Source organism: Colwellia sp. 6M3, assembly GCF_014077595.1.
In the GTDB taxonomy this organism is placed as follows: domain Bacteria; phylum Pseudomonadota; class Gammaproteobacteria; order Enterobacterales; family Alteromonadaceae; genus Cognaticolwellia.
In genome coordinates this window covers 1-19,285 of the sequence record NZ_JACGWF010000030.1, presented here as the reverse complement: position 1 = coordinate 19,285, position 19,285 = coordinate 1, and the positions used below count along the sequence as shown (strand labels likewise).

Sequence of the window (19,285 nt, the reverse complement as noted above, 5' to 3'; positions counted from 1 at the left end):
AACAGCTTATCGGTTGTGCCTATGTATTCAGCCGTTATACTAGTTAAGAATAAACATTATTAGGAATACTTAACATGGAATACAACACTTCAGAGCTATGTGATATTTACACTGATTTAATCGATGTTCTTGAACCCGTATTTAGTAATTACGGCGGCAGGAGCTCTTTTGGCGGCAAGGTTGTGACAATAAAGTGCTTCGAAAATAATGGCTTAATTGCCGAAGTGGTAGACACTGACGGTACTGGCAAAGTATTGGTTATTGATGGCGGTGGTTCAACGCGCAGAGCACTTATTGATATTAATATTGCTGAACAAGCAGCAAAAAACAACTGGGAAGGCATAATCTGCTTTGGCAGTGTTAGAGATGTAGACGCTTTAGAAGATATTGATATTGGCATTCAGGGATTACTGTCTATTCCCGTAGGTGCAAGTACCAGTAATATCGGTGAAAGCGACCTCGCTATAAACTTCGCAGGGGTTACTTTTTTGCCTGACGACCATATTTATGCCGACAACACTGGGGTTATTTTATCACCTGAGCCCTTAGACATAGATTAATAAACTACCCCTAACAACATCAAGCCTAGCTAGGCTTGATCAGGGTATTGCTTATGCCATGCAGTTAACCAAGGTGGCAATTCTTCTAGCGTTATTCCTGAACTATATCTTTGCCCTTGACCAAACTCACCACCCATCGCAATAAACATTTCTTCAACAGCAATAGCATTAATATTCGTACCAATTAAGGGTAAATTCATTTTACGCGTCAGCGTTATTAACGCATTAATAATGGCCTTATCTGAAGAGCCCGCCGTTGCAGTAGCCAATGAATAGCAATCTATTTTAATACCATTAACCGCCATACGACGAATATAACGCAACGCTTCATAACTCCCTGAAAACTGGTCAATAACAATGCTAATGCCGAGTGACTTAAGTTGATCAATACTTGCTTTAGCTTGAGGTGAGGACATCAAAAGAATCGCTTCTTGGACCTCAACGGTAAGTAACTGGCAATCTATACCATGAGCTTTACTCTGTTGCTCAATATAATCAACCAGATCAGGCTCAAGTAAACTCTGATCAGACAACTTAATCGCAACAGGAATAGCAAGATTTAAGTGCTGAAGTTCTACAAGTGCTTTAAAAGCTTGATTAATTATCTGCAAACTCAGCGCATACGTATCGCCACTTTGGTCTGCAATCAACAGCATTTCATCTAAACTGAGTAATTCGTTATCTTGGCGCTGCCAATTAACCTGCATTTCGAAACTTATTAACTGCTTGCTTTGAACTTTTACTTGAGGTTGAAGGTGCCATTGTAAACTTTTTTGTTCAATCGCCAGCTTAAGTTGTTCCATTTTATGTAACTGTTGTTGATTAAAAAGAGCAATGTCTTGATTAAAAAAGCTCACCAGCTGCTGTTCTTTTTCAGCTTGTAATAAAGCATCTTCTGCATAAGCAATAACTTCAGTAACGTTTAGGCTATCTTTCCCTAGAAACGCAACACCAAAAGCGAGTTTAAAATACGACGAAAAACTTTTAAAACTCATAGGACCAGGAACCGCCAGAGCGAGGTCTTTACAAAGCTGCTCAATGATAACGTTTTCATTGTGCTTAGTTTGAGATACATCTATTACGAGTAAAAAGTGCAGACCTTGCAGGCGAGCAATCCTAACCGGTGACTCTTGTGTTGAAAAATTAAGTAATTCAGTATTATTAACAATCGACTGTTGAAGACTATACGCCAACTGTAACAGTAAAATATCGGAATTATGATGGCCTAACACCGAATTTATTTGCTGAAAGTCTATTGGTTTACAGATAATAACCGCATAGCGAGCAGAGTCATTGATGGCAATGCTGTGCTCAAATAAAGATAAAGCATATTGGTAGTTAGGCAAGTTTGTTGTTGGATCATAAGATATTTGAGCTTGAGGCATTGTTGCCAGTATCTGCTGCTCATTTTCTCTAGTAATTAAGGTAGTTACAATATGCCAACAGCCGTTCGCCATGGCTAACAAGTAGGCAATAACACTCATCCCGACAAGTAAGTTTAATGATAGGCTTCCTGCTAGCCAAAAATAAACGCCTGTGGCAAAGGCGACATTAATGGTCAACAAAGATATTGAACGAACATTGACTTCACGACTGGTCTGCCGTGATAACCAAACATAACTCAGAGTGAGAATAATTTGTAGGCTTGCCAATATCAGCCAGGCCATTGAAATGCTGATAAAGTTTGTCCAAAGTAAAAGTATGAATATCGAAAAAAGCGCGATAAAAAGACTATTTTTTAATTTAAAACTGATAGCTGAAGCTTTATCTATAACGGGATAATTACATGACCAATAACTGATTATTTGGAACAATAAACCGCTAAAGATCAGGCTGAGGTATAAATGATTTTTCGGAAAAAAACTTAAAGAATAAAGTAAGCCAAGCAACGCTAAAGTGAGTAATACAGGTAAACGCTTTTTAATGGTAGGTTTTGGCTTAATAATAAAAACAATCAGTAATACCGGCAGACTAAGTCCTAAAACAAAGGCAATATTAAACTCAATAAAGGTGAAAGACTCACTTGAAGCATGAGCCTCAAACGGAATAAATCCTAAGCTTAAAAAGGTAGCAAACAAATAAAGCATAACAAGACGCGAAGTATTATAGCTAGCCATAACAAAACCCAAACCAACAACATTGACTAAGACTAATCAATTCGTCAGCTTTTGTACAGCGACAAGGTTTAAGCTCTGCTAAGCTTTTGTAATAACAATTAAATAACTACTTTTCCTGCCTGTATTAAGTTGACCAACGGATTGACACCAAACTGATAACATAATTCAGCAGGCTGCTCGATATCCCAACAAGCAATATCAGCATCATAACCAACGGCTAACTGCCCTTTTTTTCCTGACAACCCTAACGCTTTAGCACCATGACAAGTAACACCTGCCAATGCCTCAGCAGGCGTTAATCTAAACAGTGTACAAGCCATATTCAGCATAAGTTGAATGGAGTTAATAGGTGATGAACCTGGATTTGCATCTGTTGCAATAGCCATACTTACCCCGTGCTTACGTAATAGCTCCATTGGCGGTAATTGGGTTTCGCGTAGAAAATAGAAAGCACCCGGTAACAAAACCGCAGTCATATCAGCCGATTTCATTGCTTTTACACCCGCTTCATCTAAAAACTCTATGTGATCAGATGACAATGCCTGATATTTAGCCGCTAATTCAGTACCACCCAGATTTGATAATTGTTCAGCATGTACTTTTACAGGCAAGTTATGCGCTTTTGCAGCGGCAAAAACTTTTTCGGTTTGCGCTAAGTTAAAGCCAATTCCCTCACAAAACACGTCAACTGCATCGACGAGTTTATTGGCCGAAATTTTAGGGATCATCTCTTCACAAACTAAATCGATATATTCATCGGCTCGGTCTTTGTATTCAGTTGGCAGTGCGTGTGCGCCTAGAAAAGTTTTTAACACAGTCACCGGCAGTGTTTCACCTAAACGTTTTGCTACCTTTAACATTTTAATTTCGTTGTCAGTATCTAAACCATAACCCGATTTAATTTCAATACTGGTAACACCTTGCTGATGTAATGCTTTTAAACGTTTTAATGCACTTTTGAATAATGCTTCTTCACTGGCAGCACGTGTTGCTTTAACGGTAGAAATAATACCACCGCCGGCATTAGCTATTTCTTGATAACTTTTTCCTTCCAGGCGCATTTCAAATTCATTTGCACGATTACCACCATAAACAATGTGCGTATGACAGTCGACCAAGCCAGGTGTTAACCAAGTGCCGCCGCCGTCAATAACTTTAACGGTATTTAAATCGAAATCTGGCAATTGAGCTTCAGTGCCTAGCCAAGCTATTTTTCCATTAGCAATTGCTATAGCACCATTTTCAATAGCGCCATACCCTTTAGCTCCCTCGGTCATGGTAGCTAAATTGACATTAGTCCAAAGGGTTTGCCATGCAGTAGTGTTTATTGACATAAGAATTCCAGATTACCTGTTGAAGGCCAACGTTCATTTGTAATGAGTGAGGTCACAAGGGTTAGCGGGTGATATTTCTGGTTAATACTCTAACTGATAGTATTTTAACAATCAACACTTGTATATACAAGTGTTGACCCTGAGTTAAAAAAATGAGATTGTATATACAAGTGAGAGTTTACTCTGCATATTATTACGTATTGGGCATGACAATGACACAAGTAAAAACAGCAAAATATAATATTATTAAACAACATATTTGTGAAAATATTGAATCTGGCGATTGGCAGGAACACAGTAAAGTTCCCTCAGAAAATGAACTAGCCGAGCAGTTTTCAGTCAGTCGAATGACCGCACGTCGAGCTTTACAAGAGCTTACCGAACAAGGTTTATTGGTGCGTTCTCAAGGCTCAGGTACCTTTGTTGCTACGTTTAAGTCACAGTCATCCCTATTAGAAATTCGTAATATTGCCGATGAAATACAAGAGCGCGGACATCAGTATCATGCTGAACAGTTAACCTTACAAAGTGTCGAAGTTAATGACGAGGTCGCTATTCTTTTAGCCCTTAAAACTGGAGAAACCGCTTACTACTCAAGCGTATTGCATTTTGAGAATAATGCGCCTATACAATTAGAGCAACGTTTTGTTAATCCAAAATTGATCCCAAATTACCTTGAGCAAAATTTTACTCAAATAACACCACACGAATATTTATCATCTGAAGCACCATTAACTGAAGCAACTCATGAAGTTGAAGCGGTGTTAGCCAAAGATGAAATCAGTCAATTATTGGCTATTAGCAATACTACCCCTTGTTTACAGGTTAAGCGTCGTACTTGGTCGAGCCAAGGTGTTGTCAGCTTAGCCATATTAACGGCACCCGGTAATAAATACCGTTTAGGTAGCCATTTAATTTTTTAGTTTAGGAGCGTTAAGATGACATTTAAATACGGTATCGACCATCTAGATCTTGATATTGTTAATGGTATTGCCAACGGCAGTATCAAAGCAGAACTTTGCCAAGAAGCTTTAAATAACATTAATATCAGTCGTCAAAGAGTGGAAAAAATGGCCGCGTCTGATAAAGCGGTATACGGTATTAATACCGGTTTTGGTCCATTATGCGACACTCAAATCACACCGGCTCAAACCAACTTACTGCAAACAAATTTATTGATCACTCATGCTGTTGGTGTTGGTGAGCCAATAGCTAAAGCTATTTCAAAATTAATGTTGATCACTAAAGTGCACGCATTAAGTAAAGGTTTTTCAGGTATTCGACTAGAAACTGTTGAAAGAATGTTGGCGTTTATCGAGCTTGACCTTATTCCTGTCGTACCAGAACAAGGTTCGGTTGGCGCATCAGGTGACTTAGCCCCCCTTTCACATCTATTTTTACCTTTGCTTGGCGAAGGCGAGTTCTGGCAGAGTGAAGATGGGCAAGCTGATAAAATCATCCCAGCCGCGCAAGCACTAAAAGAACACGGTTTAATGCCAATGGAATTGCACGCTAAAGAAGGTTTGGCGTTAATAAATGGCACACAGTTTATTTTATCTCATGCTATTACTGGTTTAACGAAGATGCGTTACTTGCTAAATTTAGCTGACTTAACCGGTGCAATGAGTATTGAAGGCATGCAAGGTAGTCAGTCACCTTTTAGAGAAGAGCTACACGCGACTCGTCCATTCCCTGGCAATGTTGAAGTAGCATCACGTATGCGTAGGTTTTTTACTGGCTCTGAAAACATGTCATCACACACCAACTGTGATCGTGTGCAAGACCCTTATTCGCTTAGATGTATACCACAAGTTCATGGCGCATCTCGTAACGCCTATAACCATTTGAATGACCTCGCTGAAATTGAAATGAATTCTGTAACTGATAACCCTATAGTTATCAGCAGTGAAGAAGCTATTTCAGGTGGTAACTTCCATGGTCAGCCTTTAGCAATGGTGCTTGATTATGCTTCGATTGCCAGTGCAGAACTGGGTAATATCTCTGACCGTCGTTGCTATTTGTTGTTAGAAGGTCTGCATGGTTTACCTCGCCTACTTACCGCTTCAGGTGGTTTGAATTCAGGCATGATGATCCCGCAATACACTACAGCCGCATTAGTCACCGAAAACAAATCGCTTTGTTTTCCGCCTTCAGCTGATAGCGTGCCTACGTCTATGGGTCAAGAAGATCACGTATCTATGGGCAGCATTTCAAGTCGACAGTTTAACCAAATCTTAGGAAACTTAGAAAAAATTATAGCGATTGAACTTATGTATGCTGCACAAGCAATTGAGTTTAGGCGCCCAAATAAATGTTCAGACATTATTGAGAAAAACTTCGCTGTGATAAGAGCGAAAGTGGCGAAACTAGAAGAAGATAGACTGTTAAAACCTGATATTGATGCCATGATCGCCTTAGTTCGATCACAAGCATTTACCGTTAGCTTTGATGCATAATTAGGGAGCTTTAATAATGGACACAACAATGAATCTTCAAGCGTCAACGCTTTTTAAAGAGAGTGTAAAGCAAGGCATTCCGGCTATATTACCAGAAGCTAAGCCTTACCCAATTGACGCTAACCGCGCACCTAAGCGTAAAGACATTCTTTCCGTAGCAGAAAAACAATTAGCCGTAAGAAACGCCCTACGCTATTTTCCAAAAGAGTGGCATCAGGAGCTAGCAACTGAATTTGCACAAGAGCTAAAAGACTTTGGGCGTATTTATATGTATCGCTTTAAGCCTAGCTATCACATGAAATCACGCTCAATTGCTGACTACCCAGCAAAATGTCAGCAAGCTGCAGCTATTATGTTAATGGTTGAGAATAACCTAGATCCAGCGGTTGCACAGCATCCTGAAGAGCTCATTACTTATGGCGGTAACGGTGCGGTGTTCCAAAACTGGGCACAATATTTATTAACCATGAAATACTTAAGTGAAATGGAAAGCGATCAAACTTTGCATTTATACTCCGGTCACCCGATGGGCTTATTTCCATCATCAGAAGATGCACCACGAGTAGTTGTGACCAATGGTATGATGATCCCGAACTACTCTCAACCTGATGATTGGGAAAAGTTTAATGCCTTAGGTGTTACTCAGTATGGCCAAATGACAGCGGGGTCATTTATGTATATTGGCCCACAAGGCATAGTACACGGCACAACCATTACCGTCATGAACGCATTTCGTAAGGTGCTTAATAAAGGTAATAACAAAAATGAAACGACCAAAGGGAAGATTTTCCTAACGGCTGGATTAGGCGGTATGAGTGGCGCACAGCCAAAAGCAGGTAATATTGCAAACTGTGTCACTGTATGCGCTGAAGTTAACGCAAAAGCGGCAACTAAGCGTCATCAACAAGGTTGGGTTGATGAATTAATTGATAACATGAGCGAACTTGTTACACGTGTAAAAGCAGCACAAGCCAATGAAGAAGTGGTATCAATTGCTTATATTGGCAACATAGTTGATGTATGGGAAAGCTTTTTTGAAGAAGATATTTTCATTCATCTAGGCTCAGACCAAACATCACTGCATAACCCATGGTCAGGCGGTTATTACCCAGTTGATATAAGCTATGAAGAGTCAAACCGTTTGATTCGCGAAGAGCCAGAAGTATTCAAAGAAAAAGTACAATCTACATTAAAACGCCATGCTGATGCGGTTAACAAACACACAGCACGTGGAACTTACTTCTTCGATTACGGTAATGCTTTTCTGTTAGAAGCTTCTCGCGCAGGCGGAGATGTAATGGCAGAAAATGGCATTGATTTCAAATATCCATCATACGTGCAAGATATCTTAGGACCCATGTGTTTCGATTATGGTTTTGGGCCATTTCGTTGGGTTTGTGCTTCAGGTAAGCCAGAAGATTTAGATAAAACTGATGCCATTGCCGCCAGTGTATTGAAAAAAATCATGCAAGAGTCACCTGAAGAAATTCAGCAACAAATGCAAGACAATATCACTTGGATTGAAGACGCTAAACAAAACAAGTTAGTGGTGGGCTCACAAGCTCGTATTCTTTATGCTGATGCCCAAGGCCGTATGGAAATCGCTAAAGCTTTTAATGATGCGATTAACAATGGCGAAATTGGTCCCGTAGTTCTTGGTCGTGATCATCATGATGTTAGTGGCACTGATTCACCATTTCGTGAAACATCAAACATCTATGACGGAAGCCGATTTACCGCCGATATGGCTATACACAATGTTATTGGTGATAGCTTCCGTGGCGCAACTTGGGTATCAATTCATAATGGCGGCGGCGTAGGTTGGGGTGAAGTGGTCAACGGTGGTTTTGGTATGTTACTTGACGGCAGTGAAGCGGCAGAACGCCGATTAAAATCAATGTTATTGTTTGACGTTAACAATGGTATTGCTCGTCGTAGTTGGGCACGTAATGAAGAAGCTAATTTTGCCATTAAGCGCGAAATGGCACGAACACCCAAACTTAAAGTTACCTTAGCAAACTTAGTTGAAGATGATATTTTAGATAATTTATCGCTGTAAGCTGCATTTGCTTAAATTTCAAAGCATGAATTTCCACACTTTGAATTAAGCGCCTATCAAACGAACAAAAAACCGGCATCAGCCGGTTTTTTTATGTACAGAAAATACGGTGTTTTGTGAATCTGCGTAAAGCTTTCGCTATTTAACATCAAAGATAAACGAATCAGCAAGCTTGACATAATATGTCGCACTTGTTACTTTGAATGCATCGCTGTTAACTTTAGATTAACAGTACTCATATCTTGGAGATGGTAATGGAATACATACTATTTTTTGAAACTTGGATTATCTTGGCTATTTTATTTGCCTGTCTAGAGATTTTCGTACCCGGCGGTATCTTACTCAATTTAGGCATAGCGTCATTAATCGTTGCTGTTGGCGTACAACAAGAAATTCTTGATACTTGGATAATAACGCTAACCACTTGGTTTATCGTTGCAACCTTCCTACTTATCCTTGTGTACTTTATTACCCAACGATACTTCCCTGGTGAAACTATCATTGAAAATATTTATGAAGAGGTAGATATTTACGGAAAATCCGTACTCGTTCTTGAACAAATAGGCCCAGGAACACATGCAGGTCGGGTTGAATATCAAGGTACAACTTGGACAGCGTTAGGCAATGGCTCTATTATCGAAGCAGGCAGCCAAGCCGACATCGTATGCAAAGAAAACATTTCATTAGTGGTTGAAGCCAGTAAAGAACACGCGCTAAATCAATCAATTTAAGTCAATTCAAATAATACTAAATAAAATAGGAGAATACCTATGTTAGCGACTATTACATTTGTATTTCTAGCATTACTCTTTATCGTTTTAAAACTTGTACTGGTAGTACAAATGAAAGAAATTTGCGTGATCGAACGTTTAGGAAAATTTCGCGCCGTTTTGCCCCCAGGATTGCATTTTTTAATCCCCTTTGTTGATCGCGTAGCTTATCGTCACGAAACCCGCGAGCAAGTATTAGATATACCGGCGCAGAGCTGTATTTCACGCGATAACGTGCAAATTAGTGTCGATGGTTTGGTTTATATTCAAGTAATGGACGGCGAAAGAGCCAGTTACGGTATCGAAGATTATCGTCGTGCAAGCATTAACTTAGCGCAAACTACGATGCGATCTGAGATTGGTAAATTAAACTTGGGTCAAACCTTTTCTGAACGCGACACCTTAAATGAAACCATAGTGCGTGAAATTGACAAGGCGTCTGATCCTTGGGGGATTAAAGTCTTACGTTATGAAGTGCGTAACATAACACCGTCAGTCAATGTTATTCATACATTAGAAAAGCAAATGGAAGCTGAACGCCAAAAGCGTGCTGAAATTACGCTTGCGGAAGCGGAAAAAGAGTCGACTATTAACTTATCTGAAGGTGAGCGCCAAGAAGCAATAAACCTGTCAGAAGGTGATAAGCAAAAACAAATAAACGAAGCTCACGGTCGAGCACAAGAAATAGTTATTCTTACTCAAGCTTCAGCAGAAGGTATTAATTTAATTGCCAAAGCAGCGGCTTTACCTAGCGGAGACCAAGCGATAAAAATGCGTTTATTAGAACAATTTATCTCACAAACCGGCAATATTCTTAAAACAGCTGACGTGTCTATCGTGCCAAGTGAAGTCGCTAAATTAGAAGGTTTTTTCCAAGGTATGGAAAAAGTAACGCAAAATATTCAAGGAGCAAAATCATGATAGCACTCGATGGAAATACGCTCGATTTAGCCGTATTAGCTGTTTGGGCATTTATCTTTTTATACCTTGCCTATAAGTTTTTCCAAGCTATTTGTTTAGTACCCACCAAATCAGCTTATATTGTAGAACGTTTAGGTAAGTATCGCTGCACATTAGAAGCAGGCTTTCACTTGCTATTACCTTTTATTGATCGTGTGGCATTTATTCAAGATCTAAAAGAAGAAACCATAGAAGTACCGCCGCAAGAATGTTTTTCAAAGGATGAAGTTAATGTTGAAGTTGATGGTGTTATTTACATTCAAGTCATTGATGCGGTAAAAGCAAGTTACGGTATTACCGACTATCGCTTCGCTGCCATGCAACTTGCCCAAACCACAACGCGTTCGGTAATTGGCACCTTAGAGCTAGATCGTACTTTTGAAGAACGTGACATTATTAGCGCTAAAGTCGTAGAGGTACTTGATAAAGCGGGTGAAAGTTGGGGCATTAGAGTGCATCGCTACGAGATTAAAAATATCACACCGCCAGTAACCGTTCGTAATGCTATGGAGATGCAAGTGAATGCCGAACGTGAACGTCGTGCTATTTTAGCGAAAAGTTTAGGTGATAGAGCCAGCCGTATTAATCGCTCTGAAGGTAAAATGACAGAATTAATTAACCTGTCTGAAGGTGAGAAACAACGCCGAATTAACTCTGCTGAAGGTAAAGCAGCAGAAATATTAGCGATAGCGCAAGCCACTGGTGACTCTATTAGCAAGTTGGCAGAAGCGATTGAACAACCGGGTGGTCAACAAGCTTTAGATATGCAATTAAGTGAGCAATACTTGCAGCAAATGAAAGGCTTAAGCCAACCTTCAACTAAGGTTATTCTGCCAGCAAACTTACTTGATTTTAAACAATGGTTATCAACTGCAGGTATTCACAACAAGCTTTAATACCGTTTAATGACTCGTTAATGCTGATTGTATACATAAAAACCCGACGTTAAACTGTCGGGTTTTTATTTTTGATTCAAATAATAAATTAGTTGTTGGAACGGGTCACTTCATTTTACGCACTAGGCTAGTGGATTAAATAATCAAAAATGTAATGGAAGCGAGTAAAAGTATAGAACATAGCAACCAAATTTTATCCGATATCTTTACTTTTTTATGACGATTTATCATGCGTAATTTTGTCACTAATAAAAAAAATACGGTTGTAATCAGCGCAATAAAAAAGTGTGTTTGTATAGTCAAGAATTGTGAGTTTTGTTCCCAGAGAAAAACCGGGCCGCTGTAATTTACAAAGAATAAATTTAACAATGAAACATGCGCCCACAAGATAAAAAACAGCAACACCATTTTATATTGATATATTGCTTTTAATGTTTTGGTAATTACATTTTTCGCCATAGTGCTTAAACCTTACATGTTATCAATTGCCGTTAACTCTTATAGAGCGCGGCTAGCTTCTTTTAACCAAGTTAACAAATCGTCTTTCTTATAAGTATAATTCAACTTACTTCGTAATCGTTCACCTATAATTTTTTTACCGGTAGTTTTTTGCTGCTCAAAGCTGAATTGTGGCAATGGCAAACCTAATGATTCAGCAGCGACCTGATAATACTGTTGGCGATTACTATCTGTATTACTGACCACATTATAAATATTTGGCTCTATATGAACATTATCATCACCGATCAGATTTTCTATAATATGTATAACATCAACTTGATGCACTAAATTTACGGGTGCGCCTGCATTTTCGAATACACGTTTTACCTGCAAGAACTTACCTGGATGTCGATTAGGCCCAACGAGCCCAGCTAACCTTAAGATAGTTAAACCTTTAGTAAATTTTTTAGCCGCTTGTTCTGCATCAACTAACGTTTCAACTTTTTCAGCGCTTAAATTCAGCTCACTTGTTTCATCAACTCGCCCATACAAGCCATTATAAATCGCAGTCGAATTAAGTAAAATAATGTGCGCAGTGTTACCCAGTTCAGCCATGTGTATCAGCTGTTGAATTTTCAATGGATAATCTAAACGCCCTTTTTTCAATTGCGGGGGAATAGCAATAATCAGTACCCGTTTTTGAAATAACTGAACATCAATATTCGCAATATCATCAAGGCTTTGACAACTCAACACTTCATCTTCAAGGGGCAAACTGAGCTTTGCCGCAGGTATATCAAGTTCAATCAGCTTTTCATGCGTTTTTTTTGATTGGTAGCTGGCAATAATATCGACTTTATTAGTCATTAAATGCTTAGCTAACGCTTGCCCTAACCAGCCACAACCTATAATACTAACACTCATATTTAACTCTTCTCCGCTACAAATAGCATCTAACAAGAACGTTTAATCTAACATTAATTAGTGGTTAATCGGTGAGTCTTAATTGACTCAACCACTTCTTTGGCAATAGCATTGGGCACGACAATGGATAAATTATATTGTAATATTTTCCAACCTTTTGGGGTGTTAATTAACACGCCCGTACCTCGGCATAAGCCGTAGTTTTTATTTTCCAATAACTCATCAAAAAAAACAATATGACTGGCCTGTGTTCCCGTTACATTTCGCTCAATTGGTTTATATAACCAGCCATTACCCTGACTAAAATAAGGTTTTACGAATGCAGAAAATTCATTTTTATTCCAACGTTCACTACTATCGGTACCGAGGTAAATAGCATCTCTAGCGAGTAAACTCATGTATTTTTCAAAATCAGCTTCACTCGCTGCTTGGTGAAAACCATCAAGCACTTCATCAAGTTCACCATGAACCGTTTTAGTTAACGTTGCTGCTTGGGTAAACAAGCTGAAAAATATAAAACCGAACAATACTTTATACATAATGAATGACCTCATTGTTTAATCATTTTAGCCGTGTAATTTAATACCAGCTTTACGCGAGTGTAGGTCGCTAAACGGCTAATTTTAACCACCTTGCTCATTGCGTTTTGCAATCGCAACATACGAACCGCTAAATAATGCCGCCACTTTATCACCACAACACACTTCTACATCAATATTAAAACGTGCATTTTTTCCAGCAATTAAAGTCTCTGTGTTACCCGTAATTAGATTCAACGTTGTTTGGGCATGTGCTATGCCCTCAAGTGGTGCAACATAACGAATACTCCCTTCAGCTAATACTATATCAGCGTGATATGTTTGTTTTTGCAACAAAAAATATACCCACGCCCAGCCTGTTAGCGTTGCCAAAGTATAAATACTGCCGGCAAACATTGTATTATGAAGGTTTTTATTAAAACTTGGTTCACAGCTTGTCAGTAACTTCTGTTCATCAAAATAACAAATATTGATATTCATCGCCTTACTTAGCGGTATCGTTTCATGCCAAAGTTGCTGTAAATCAACTGCATTGTGAATTAGATGCTCATTAGCGTGTGAGATACTTTTAGTCATTTTAACGTGCTCAACATCGCCATAAAGCGTATGAGAGTATCCACCATTGGCATATCCGAGCTCTTGATAAAAACCTACAGCATTGCTGCGAGCATTTAACTCTATCGTTTTTATTCCTGCTACTGCAGCTATCTGCTCTAATTGACTTATCAGCAATTTTCCAAGCCCTTGACCACGTAAATCGTCACTTATTGCCATGTAACGAATTTGTGCATGATATTGACTACTTTTATGTATTCGGCCAACACCAACAATGTTCTCCATATCGTCTACAATTACACGATGGTATGATTGGGCTTCTAAATCATCCTTTTCACTACCTAAGGGCTGTTGCCAAGGCTCACGCAATACTTGCCAACGCAGTTGATAATAGTGTGCTAATTCAGCTTTATTTTTTGGAGCTCTACATGTGTACATTGTCTATGATTAATCTTATGCCAATGAAATATATTTATTTCAGGAATTTAATAACACGTGAAACTTACTCAACATGTTAACCAAGGTCGATTAGTTTACCTCAGTAATACTGAAGACCAAATAACCATTAGCGAAAATAAACACTATCGTTGGTTAGCATTTGACGATGTCATTCAGAGCGTTATGCATTTACGTTGCCCATCAAAATTAACCTTACCTCACCAATACGCCGCCTTAATGCCTTTGTTATTTTTTCGACCAAATAAAGTGATAGAGCTTGGGCTCGGCGGAGGTAATTTAAGTCGATTCTTAAGTGCCTTGCAACCCAATATGACTATTTTAAGTATAGAGCTATCACAAACGGTTATCACTTGTTTTAAACGCTACTTTAACCCTCAGCAGCATCCAATAATAATCGAGAATAGCGAAGCTTTAGAATGGCTTCAACAATCACAACTTTCAACTACACCAGCAGCTGATTGGCTAATTTGTGATATTTATCAACATCATGCTAAAAGCTTTCAAAGTCGAGTTGTACTGCTAACCGCGCTAATAGATAATTTACAAAACAATGCCTGTTTAACTATTAATTTGCCTGATCTTGACGATCATGAAATTAATCTCTGTTTGACTATTTTAAGGCAGCTGCAAAGTTCGCATCATATTATCTACTTTCATATCCCACGTTATCTCAACGTAGTTGTTCATTTACTACCAAAGCATTGGATAATTGATAATCTTAAAAAACGCTCAAAAAGTACTTACCTTTCACCCATTCAATATCTTAGATGGAGAAAGTTATTCAGTCATCATATGAGTGCAAATTAACTAAAACTAGCCTTGTAGGTTGATAGTAACAGGGCCGTCGTTTAACAACCTGACTTGCATGTCAGCCCCAAAAACACCTGTTGGCACTTTAAATCCCAAGTTGCGCAATTGCAGACAAAAATATTGATAAAGCGTATTGCTTAACTCTGCAGGTGCTGCGCTGGTAAAGCTTGGACGTAAACCTTTTGTTGTATTCGCTGCCAAAGTAAATTGTGAAACAACCAATATTTCACCTCCAACTTGTTTAACATTTAAATTCATTTTGCCATTTTCATCAGAGAAAATTCTATAGCCTGCTACACGTTCAGCTAGGCGCTTAGCTTTTGCCTCTGTATCTTCAGGCTCAATGGCTAACAGCACTAATAAACCCTGTTCGATTTCGCCAACAATATTATTATCAACGCTGACACTGGCTTCTGTTACTCTTTGCATTAATGCGATCATTTACTCAACACTCTGTTCGGCAATAAAATTAGCCATGGTATCTGTTGCTTTACAAAAGCCATCAATTGTTTGTGATTCAAAACCGCTATGCCCCGCATTAGGCAGAATTTGTAATTGTGCAGCAGGCCAGTTTTTCACTAACAAATCGGCACTACGTAATGGGCATACCATGTCATAGCGACCATGAAGAATAATGGCAGGTATGGTGCTAATCTTATCAATTGAGGCTAATATTAGGCCTTCTTCAATAAAGCATTTATTGACAAAATAATGACTCGATATTTTCGCCATACATAACGCTCGATGCGGGTAGTCATCAGCTTGAATATCAACTGGACTATGTTCTATTGTAGATAACCTTAACTCCCATAAACACCAAGCTTTACTAGCGGCTATCGCGGCAATTTCATTATTTCCGGTCAGCACGTCATAATAAGCTTGCAAGGTATTTACATCACTCAGTTCAGAGATTTGCTCTTTAAACTCACGGTAATATTCAGGAAAGAAGCTTGCAGCGCCATGCGGTTTATAAAGCCAGTCATACTCTGCTTTTGTGCCAAGAAATATACCTCTTAAAATAAAGCCTAATATTACCTCGGGATATTGAATACCATAAAGTAATGCTAACGTTGTTCCCCATGACCCACCTGCAATTAACCAATGCGAAATAGATAAATGCTTTCGAATGGCTTCAAGGTCTGACACTAAGTGAGGCGGAGTATTGTGACTTAAGCTAGGAGATGGTTTTGAGCGTCCACAGCCACGTTGATCGAATAAAATGATACGATATTTTTCAGGGTCAAAATATCGTCGATGATTTTTACTTGAGCCACCACCTGGACCGCCATGAAGATAGACTACCGCGATCCCATTTGGGTTACCCGATTGTTCAATATAGAGTTGATGTCCATCGCCAACGTCAAGCCACTCTTGATGATAAACCGCAATATTTGGAAAAAGCATTCTAGACATATACCGTCCCTTATATAAAATCTATTCGGTTGAATATAATACTGTATAAAGTAATAAGCGTTTAATCTGCTTCTTGCTCAGATAATTTAGCTTTTTGTGCCTCGTCAAAATCTTCCAGTGACACGGTAAACAAAGCGCCAATTAACACGACTAACCAGCTCAAATATACCCATAAAAATAAAATAGGAATACTGGATAATGCTCCGTATATAGCTTGGTAAGATGGTATTTGAGTCACATAAATCGCAAACGCTTTTTTCGCGATTTCAAATAAAACAGCCGCTAATGCTGCCCCCGCCAAAGCAAATTTAACGGGTATAACTTTATTAGGTACTACCATGTATAAAATGAAAAAAGCCGTCGTAGATGCAATTAAAGGCAGTGCTCGTACAAAAATATTAGTAACGCCTAATAGGTCGTAATCACCTATAGATACCAGTGAGATAATATAAGAGCTAATAACTAAACTACTGCCCACCAATACGGGTCCTAACGTTAATACCATCCAATACATTGAGAATGAAGTGATGACTCTGCGCTTTTCATTCACACGCCATAATTTATTTAAACATTTATCAATAGCGGAAATCAGCATCATAGCCAGAACAAATAATGCACTTATTGCCACAGCAGACATTTTAGATGCATTACTTACAAAGCCTGCAATATGCTCTTGAACAACATCTCCAGAAGCAGGCACAAAATTTATATAAACGAAGTTTTCAATCAGTTGTCTTATATCGGAGAATATAGGAAAGGCAGTCATCATCGATAACATAACGACCATTAATGGCACCAATGACATCAAAGTAACATAAGATAAATAGCCCGCCGTGACATGGATACGTTCAGTTTTAAAATTCTCTATAAATAAGAGCAAAAAGCCAAAGCCATTTTCTACAAAACGATGTTGTTTTACTTTTTCTAATTTAGGATGCATATATATTACTAGTTAGCGCTATTACATTTATAGTAAGGCAATGTATAAAATAACGGTAGTGAAAATCGAAAAATTTTACCTTTCAGCTACTTATTTCGCCAGGTAGCCACTTATCTAAGTGTTTTTTCAAATTGCCACTTCTCCAGATAAGCGATGCACAATTAAATAAATAGACTATTTACACCCAAATTATTTAATGTAGTCTCGCAATGATAAATTCAGCGCCTTAATTAACTGAATCAATGAGCTAAAATTATCAAAAAATTTTTAAGAGATAAAAATGATGGATTAATTTACAAGCTTACTCTCGTAATAAGATGAAAGTAAGCTTGTAAATAACCTAACCAATCTTGTTAGGTTACTTCAAAGAATTGAGTCAGTACGAGGATGTAATTTGTTCTATATTTTCATCTGGCCAGCTAGATAATTGATTAATTTCCGCGAGCAGCGTCGACAGTTGTTTTATATTATTTGGACTAGCAATTCCTTGCTCAAATAATTCACTCAATCTTTGTAAGGTTTTCAATTGCTCTGGTGACATTAAGAAATCTCCCTTTTCTCTCATTATTCAACAAATGGTTATAAAGCTAGCTTGCTGTTCTTATAGCAGCGGTTGGAAAAGTCATCACTTTACTTTTTATATGATCTCGCCCTTCATTGATATATTCACTATACAACTCTGCAAGCTCCCCTTTTTCTAATAATTTTGCATTATTATTAACAGCTTTCTCAAATAGGTAATTTAGCCTAGTTAATTTATTAGCACCCATGATAATTACCCTCCTGATATTGAAACGATAATAAACACTTCATAAATTAAATATAGCAGTTAATACCATGACTAAAAGGTAGGGAAATACAATTTAAGAAACAAATTTACAGTAGTGATAAGTGCTCATTAAAAATAAAGCCTAATCAATTGAATTTATTGACTTTATATGATTGTAGAAATATTCAGAGTGGATATTAAGAGGTATTGATTGAGATATGTCTTACATTGACTGCCGATATAACTTCATTTATTAACATGTTGAAATAAAAAAGCCACCTGAATTACTTCAGATGGCTTGATATTAATTAACTTTTAACGTTATTTAGGTGAACGACCTTCACGTTTACGATCATTCTCTTTCAAGAATTTTTTACGTATACGAATACTTTCCGGTGTTACTTCTACCAATTCATCGTTATCGATAAATTCTAATGCTTGCTCTAAAGACATAACAATAGGTGGCGTTAATGTTTGTGCTTCATCAGTACCTGATGAACGAACGTTAGTTAACTGCTTACCTTTAAGGGCATTTACTGTTAAATCGTTATCACGGCTATGAATACCAATAACTTGACCTTCATAAATATCAACACCGTGTCCGATTAACATACGACCACGAGATTGTAAGTTAAAGATAGCGTTAGTTAATGCTTTACCTGTTGCATTACCAATCATTACACCATTTTTACGTTGGCCAATTTCGCCACCTTTATGAGGACCGTATTCGAAGAATGTATGGTAAATCAAACCAGAACCAGACGTTAATGTCATGAACTCAGTTTGGAAACCAATTAAACCACGGCTTGGCATGATAAAGTCCATACGGATACGACCAGTACCATCTGGTGCCATATCAGTTAACTCTGCTTTACGAACACCCATTTTTTCCATGATAGGACCTTGATGCTGTTCTTCAACATCAATAGTTACTGTTTCGTAAGGTTCTTGCAATTCGCCATTAACTTCACGAATAATTACTTCTGGACGTGAAACAGCAAGTTCAAAGCCTTCACGACGCATATTTTCAATTAGGATACCTAAATGAAGTTCACCACGACCTGATACTTTAAATTTATCCGCATCATCTAACTGTTCAACACGTAAAGCAACGTTATGAATCAATTCTTTTTCTAAGCGGTCTTTAATGTTACGTGAAGTAACATACTTACCTTCTTTACCACAAAATGGTGAAGTGTTTACTTGGAAAGTCATGTTGATTGTAGGTTCATCAACAGATAGTGCTGGTAAGCCTTCAACTTCTGTAGGACAACATACAGTAT

At 38.2% G+C, this 19,285-nt stretch carries 18 protein-coding genes and 1 pseudogene; 8 read left to right on the top strand and 11 right to left on the bottom strand.

What is annotated here, in order from left to right:
• Positions 1-74: 74 nt before the first annotated feature.
• The gene (gene rraA / locus H4J50_RS08650) at positions 75-560 is read left to right on the top strand and encodes a ribonuclease E activity regulator RraA (RefSeq protein WP_108454826.1); all 486 of its coding nucleotides are present in this window, start codon (positions 75-77) and stop codon (positions 558-560) included.
• 29 nt (positions 561-589) lie between these two features.
• Here the strand turns inward: rraA and H4J50_RS08645 are convergent, their stop codons facing one another.
• Together H4J50_RS08645 and hutI are read right to left on the bottom strand one after the other, a co-directional pair.
• Positions 590-2,677 (bottom strand): bifunctional diguanylate cyclase/phosphodiesterase, encoded by a 2,088-nt coding sequence (locus H4J50_RS08645; RefSeq protein WP_182255736.1) that lies wholly within the window; start codon positions 2,675-2,677, stop codon positions 590-592.
• Between the two features lie 98 nt (positions 2,678-2,775).
• Positions 2,776-4,011 (bottom strand): imidazolonepropionase, encoded by a 1,236-nt coding sequence (hutI, locus tag H4J50_RS08640; protein WP_182255734.1) that lies wholly within the window; start codon positions 4,009-4,011, stop codon positions 2,776-2,778.
• A gap of 212 nt (positions 4,012-4,223) precedes the next feature.
• On the opposite strand from hutI, the gene hutC reads away from it, so the two are divergent.
• The 6 genes from hutC to H4J50_RS08610 all read left to right on the top strand — a co-directional run bounded on the left by hutC (position 4,224) and on the right by H4J50_RS08610 (position 11,152).
• Positions 4,224-4,934, top strand: a complete 711-nt coding sequence (gene hutC, locus H4J50_RS08635; RefSeq protein WP_108454823.1) for a histidine utilization repressor — start codon at positions 4,224-4,226, stop codon at positions 4,932-4,934.
• 15 nt (positions 4,935-4,949) lie between these two features.
• The gene (gene hutH, locus H4J50_RS08630; protein WP_182255732.1) at positions 4,950-6,467 is read left to right on the top strand and encodes a histidine ammonia-lyase; all 1,518 of its coding nucleotides are present in this window, start codon (positions 4,950-4,952) and stop codon (positions 6,465-6,467) included.
• Positions 6,468-6,483: 16 nt separating this feature from the next.
• A complete protein-coding gene (locus H4J50_RS08625; protein WP_182255730.1) occupies positions 6,484-8,526 on the top strand; it encodes a urocanate hydratase in 2,043 nt (680 codons plus the stop codon).
• A 254-nt stretch (positions 8,527-8,780) separates the two neighbouring features.
• Positions 8,781-9,257, top strand: a complete 477-nt coding sequence (locus H4J50_RS08620) for an NfeD family protein (RefSeq protein ID WP_182255728.1) — start codon at positions 8,781-8,783, stop codon at positions 9,255-9,257.
• A 39-nt stretch (positions 9,258-9,296) separates the two neighbouring features.
• Positions 9,297-10,217 (top strand): stomatin-like protein, encoded by a 921-nt coding sequence (locus H4J50_RS08615; protein ID WP_108454821.1) that lies wholly within the window; start codon positions 9,297-9,299, stop codon positions 10,215-10,217.
• Entirely contained in the window at positions 10,214-11,152 is a 939-nt protein-coding gene (locus tag H4J50_RS08610; RefSeq protein WP_108454820.1) for an SPFH domain-containing protein, read from the top strand. Before H4J50_RS08615 ends, H4J50_RS08610 begins: the two co-directional genes overlap by 4 nt.
• Before the next feature lie 498 nt (positions 11,153-11,650).
• On the opposite strand, the gene H4J50_RS08605 is transcribed toward H4J50_RS08610, so the two are convergent.
• From H4J50_RS08605 to H4J50_RS08595, 3 genes are all read right to left on the bottom strand, one after another.
• Complete coding sequence (locus H4J50_RS08605; RefSeq protein WP_182255726.1) at positions 11,651-12,517, bottom strand: SDR family NAD(P)-dependent oxidoreductase; 867 nt, start codon at positions 12,515-12,517, stop codon at positions 11,651-11,653.
• 53 nt (positions 12,518-12,570) lie between these two features.
• A complete protein-coding gene (locus H4J50_RS08600; RefSeq protein WP_162533698.1) occupies positions 12,571-13,056 on the bottom strand; it encodes a nuclear transport factor 2 family protein in 486 nt (161 codons plus the stop codon).
• A gap of 84 nt (positions 13,057-13,140) precedes the next feature.
• On the bottom strand, positions 13,141-14,049 hold the full coding sequence (locus H4J50_RS08595) for a bifunctional GNAT family N-acetyltransferase/hotdog fold thioesterase (RefSeq protein ID WP_182255724.1): 909 nt from the start codon (positions 14,047-14,049) through the stop codon (positions 13,141-13,143).
• Positions 14,050-14,106: 57 nt separating this feature from the next.
• Between H4J50_RS08595 and H4J50_RS08590 the strand changes: the two genes are divergently transcribed.
• Positions 14,107-14,877: a hypothetical protein gene (locus H4J50_RS08590; protein ID WP_182255722.1), complete on the top strand. Its 771-nt coding sequence runs from the start codon at positions 14,107-14,109 to the stop codon at positions 14,875-14,877.
• 6 nt (positions 14,878-14,883) lie between these two features.
• On the opposite strand, the gene dtd is transcribed toward H4J50_RS08590, so the two are convergent.
• The 6 genes and pseudogenes from dtd to H4J50_RS08560 form a co-directional block, all read right to left on the bottom strand.
• Positions 14,884-15,321 carry a D-aminoacyl-tRNA deacylase gene (gene dtd, locus H4J50_RS08585; RefSeq protein WP_182255720.1) on the bottom strand — a complete coding sequence of 146 codons (438 nt, stop codon included), beginning with the start codon at positions 15,319-15,321 and terminating at the stop codon, positions 14,884-14,886.
• On the bottom strand, positions 15,322-16,293 hold the full coding sequence (pip, locus tag H4J50_RS08580; RefSeq protein WP_259366203.1) for a prolyl aminopeptidase: 972 nt from the start codon (positions 16,291-16,293) through the stop codon (positions 15,322-15,324).
• Between the two features lie 61 nt (positions 16,294-16,354).
• The gene (locus H4J50_RS08575; RefSeq protein ID WP_182255718.1) at positions 16,355-17,233 is read right to left on the bottom strand and encodes a virulence factor BrkB family protein; all 879 of its coding nucleotides are present in this window, start codon (positions 17,231-17,233) and stop codon (positions 16,355-16,357) included.
• A 376-nt stretch (positions 17,234-17,609) separates the two neighbouring features.
• Positions 17,610-17,774 (bottom strand): hypothetical protein, encoded by a 165-nt coding sequence (locus tag H4J50_RS08570; RefSeq protein WP_162533697.1) that lies wholly within the window; start codon positions 17,772-17,774, stop codon positions 17,610-17,612.
• A gap of 46 nt (positions 17,775-17,820) precedes the next feature.
• Positions 17,821-18,003: a hypothetical protein gene (locus H4J50_RS08565; protein ID WP_108454812.1), complete on the bottom strand. Its 183-nt coding sequence runs from the start codon at positions 18,001-18,003 to the stop codon at positions 17,821-17,823.
• 320 nt (positions 18,004-18,323) lie between these two features.
• Positions 18,324-19,285 (bottom strand): annotated as a pseudogene (locus H4J50_RS08560) (translational GTPase TypA); the annotation flags it as partial.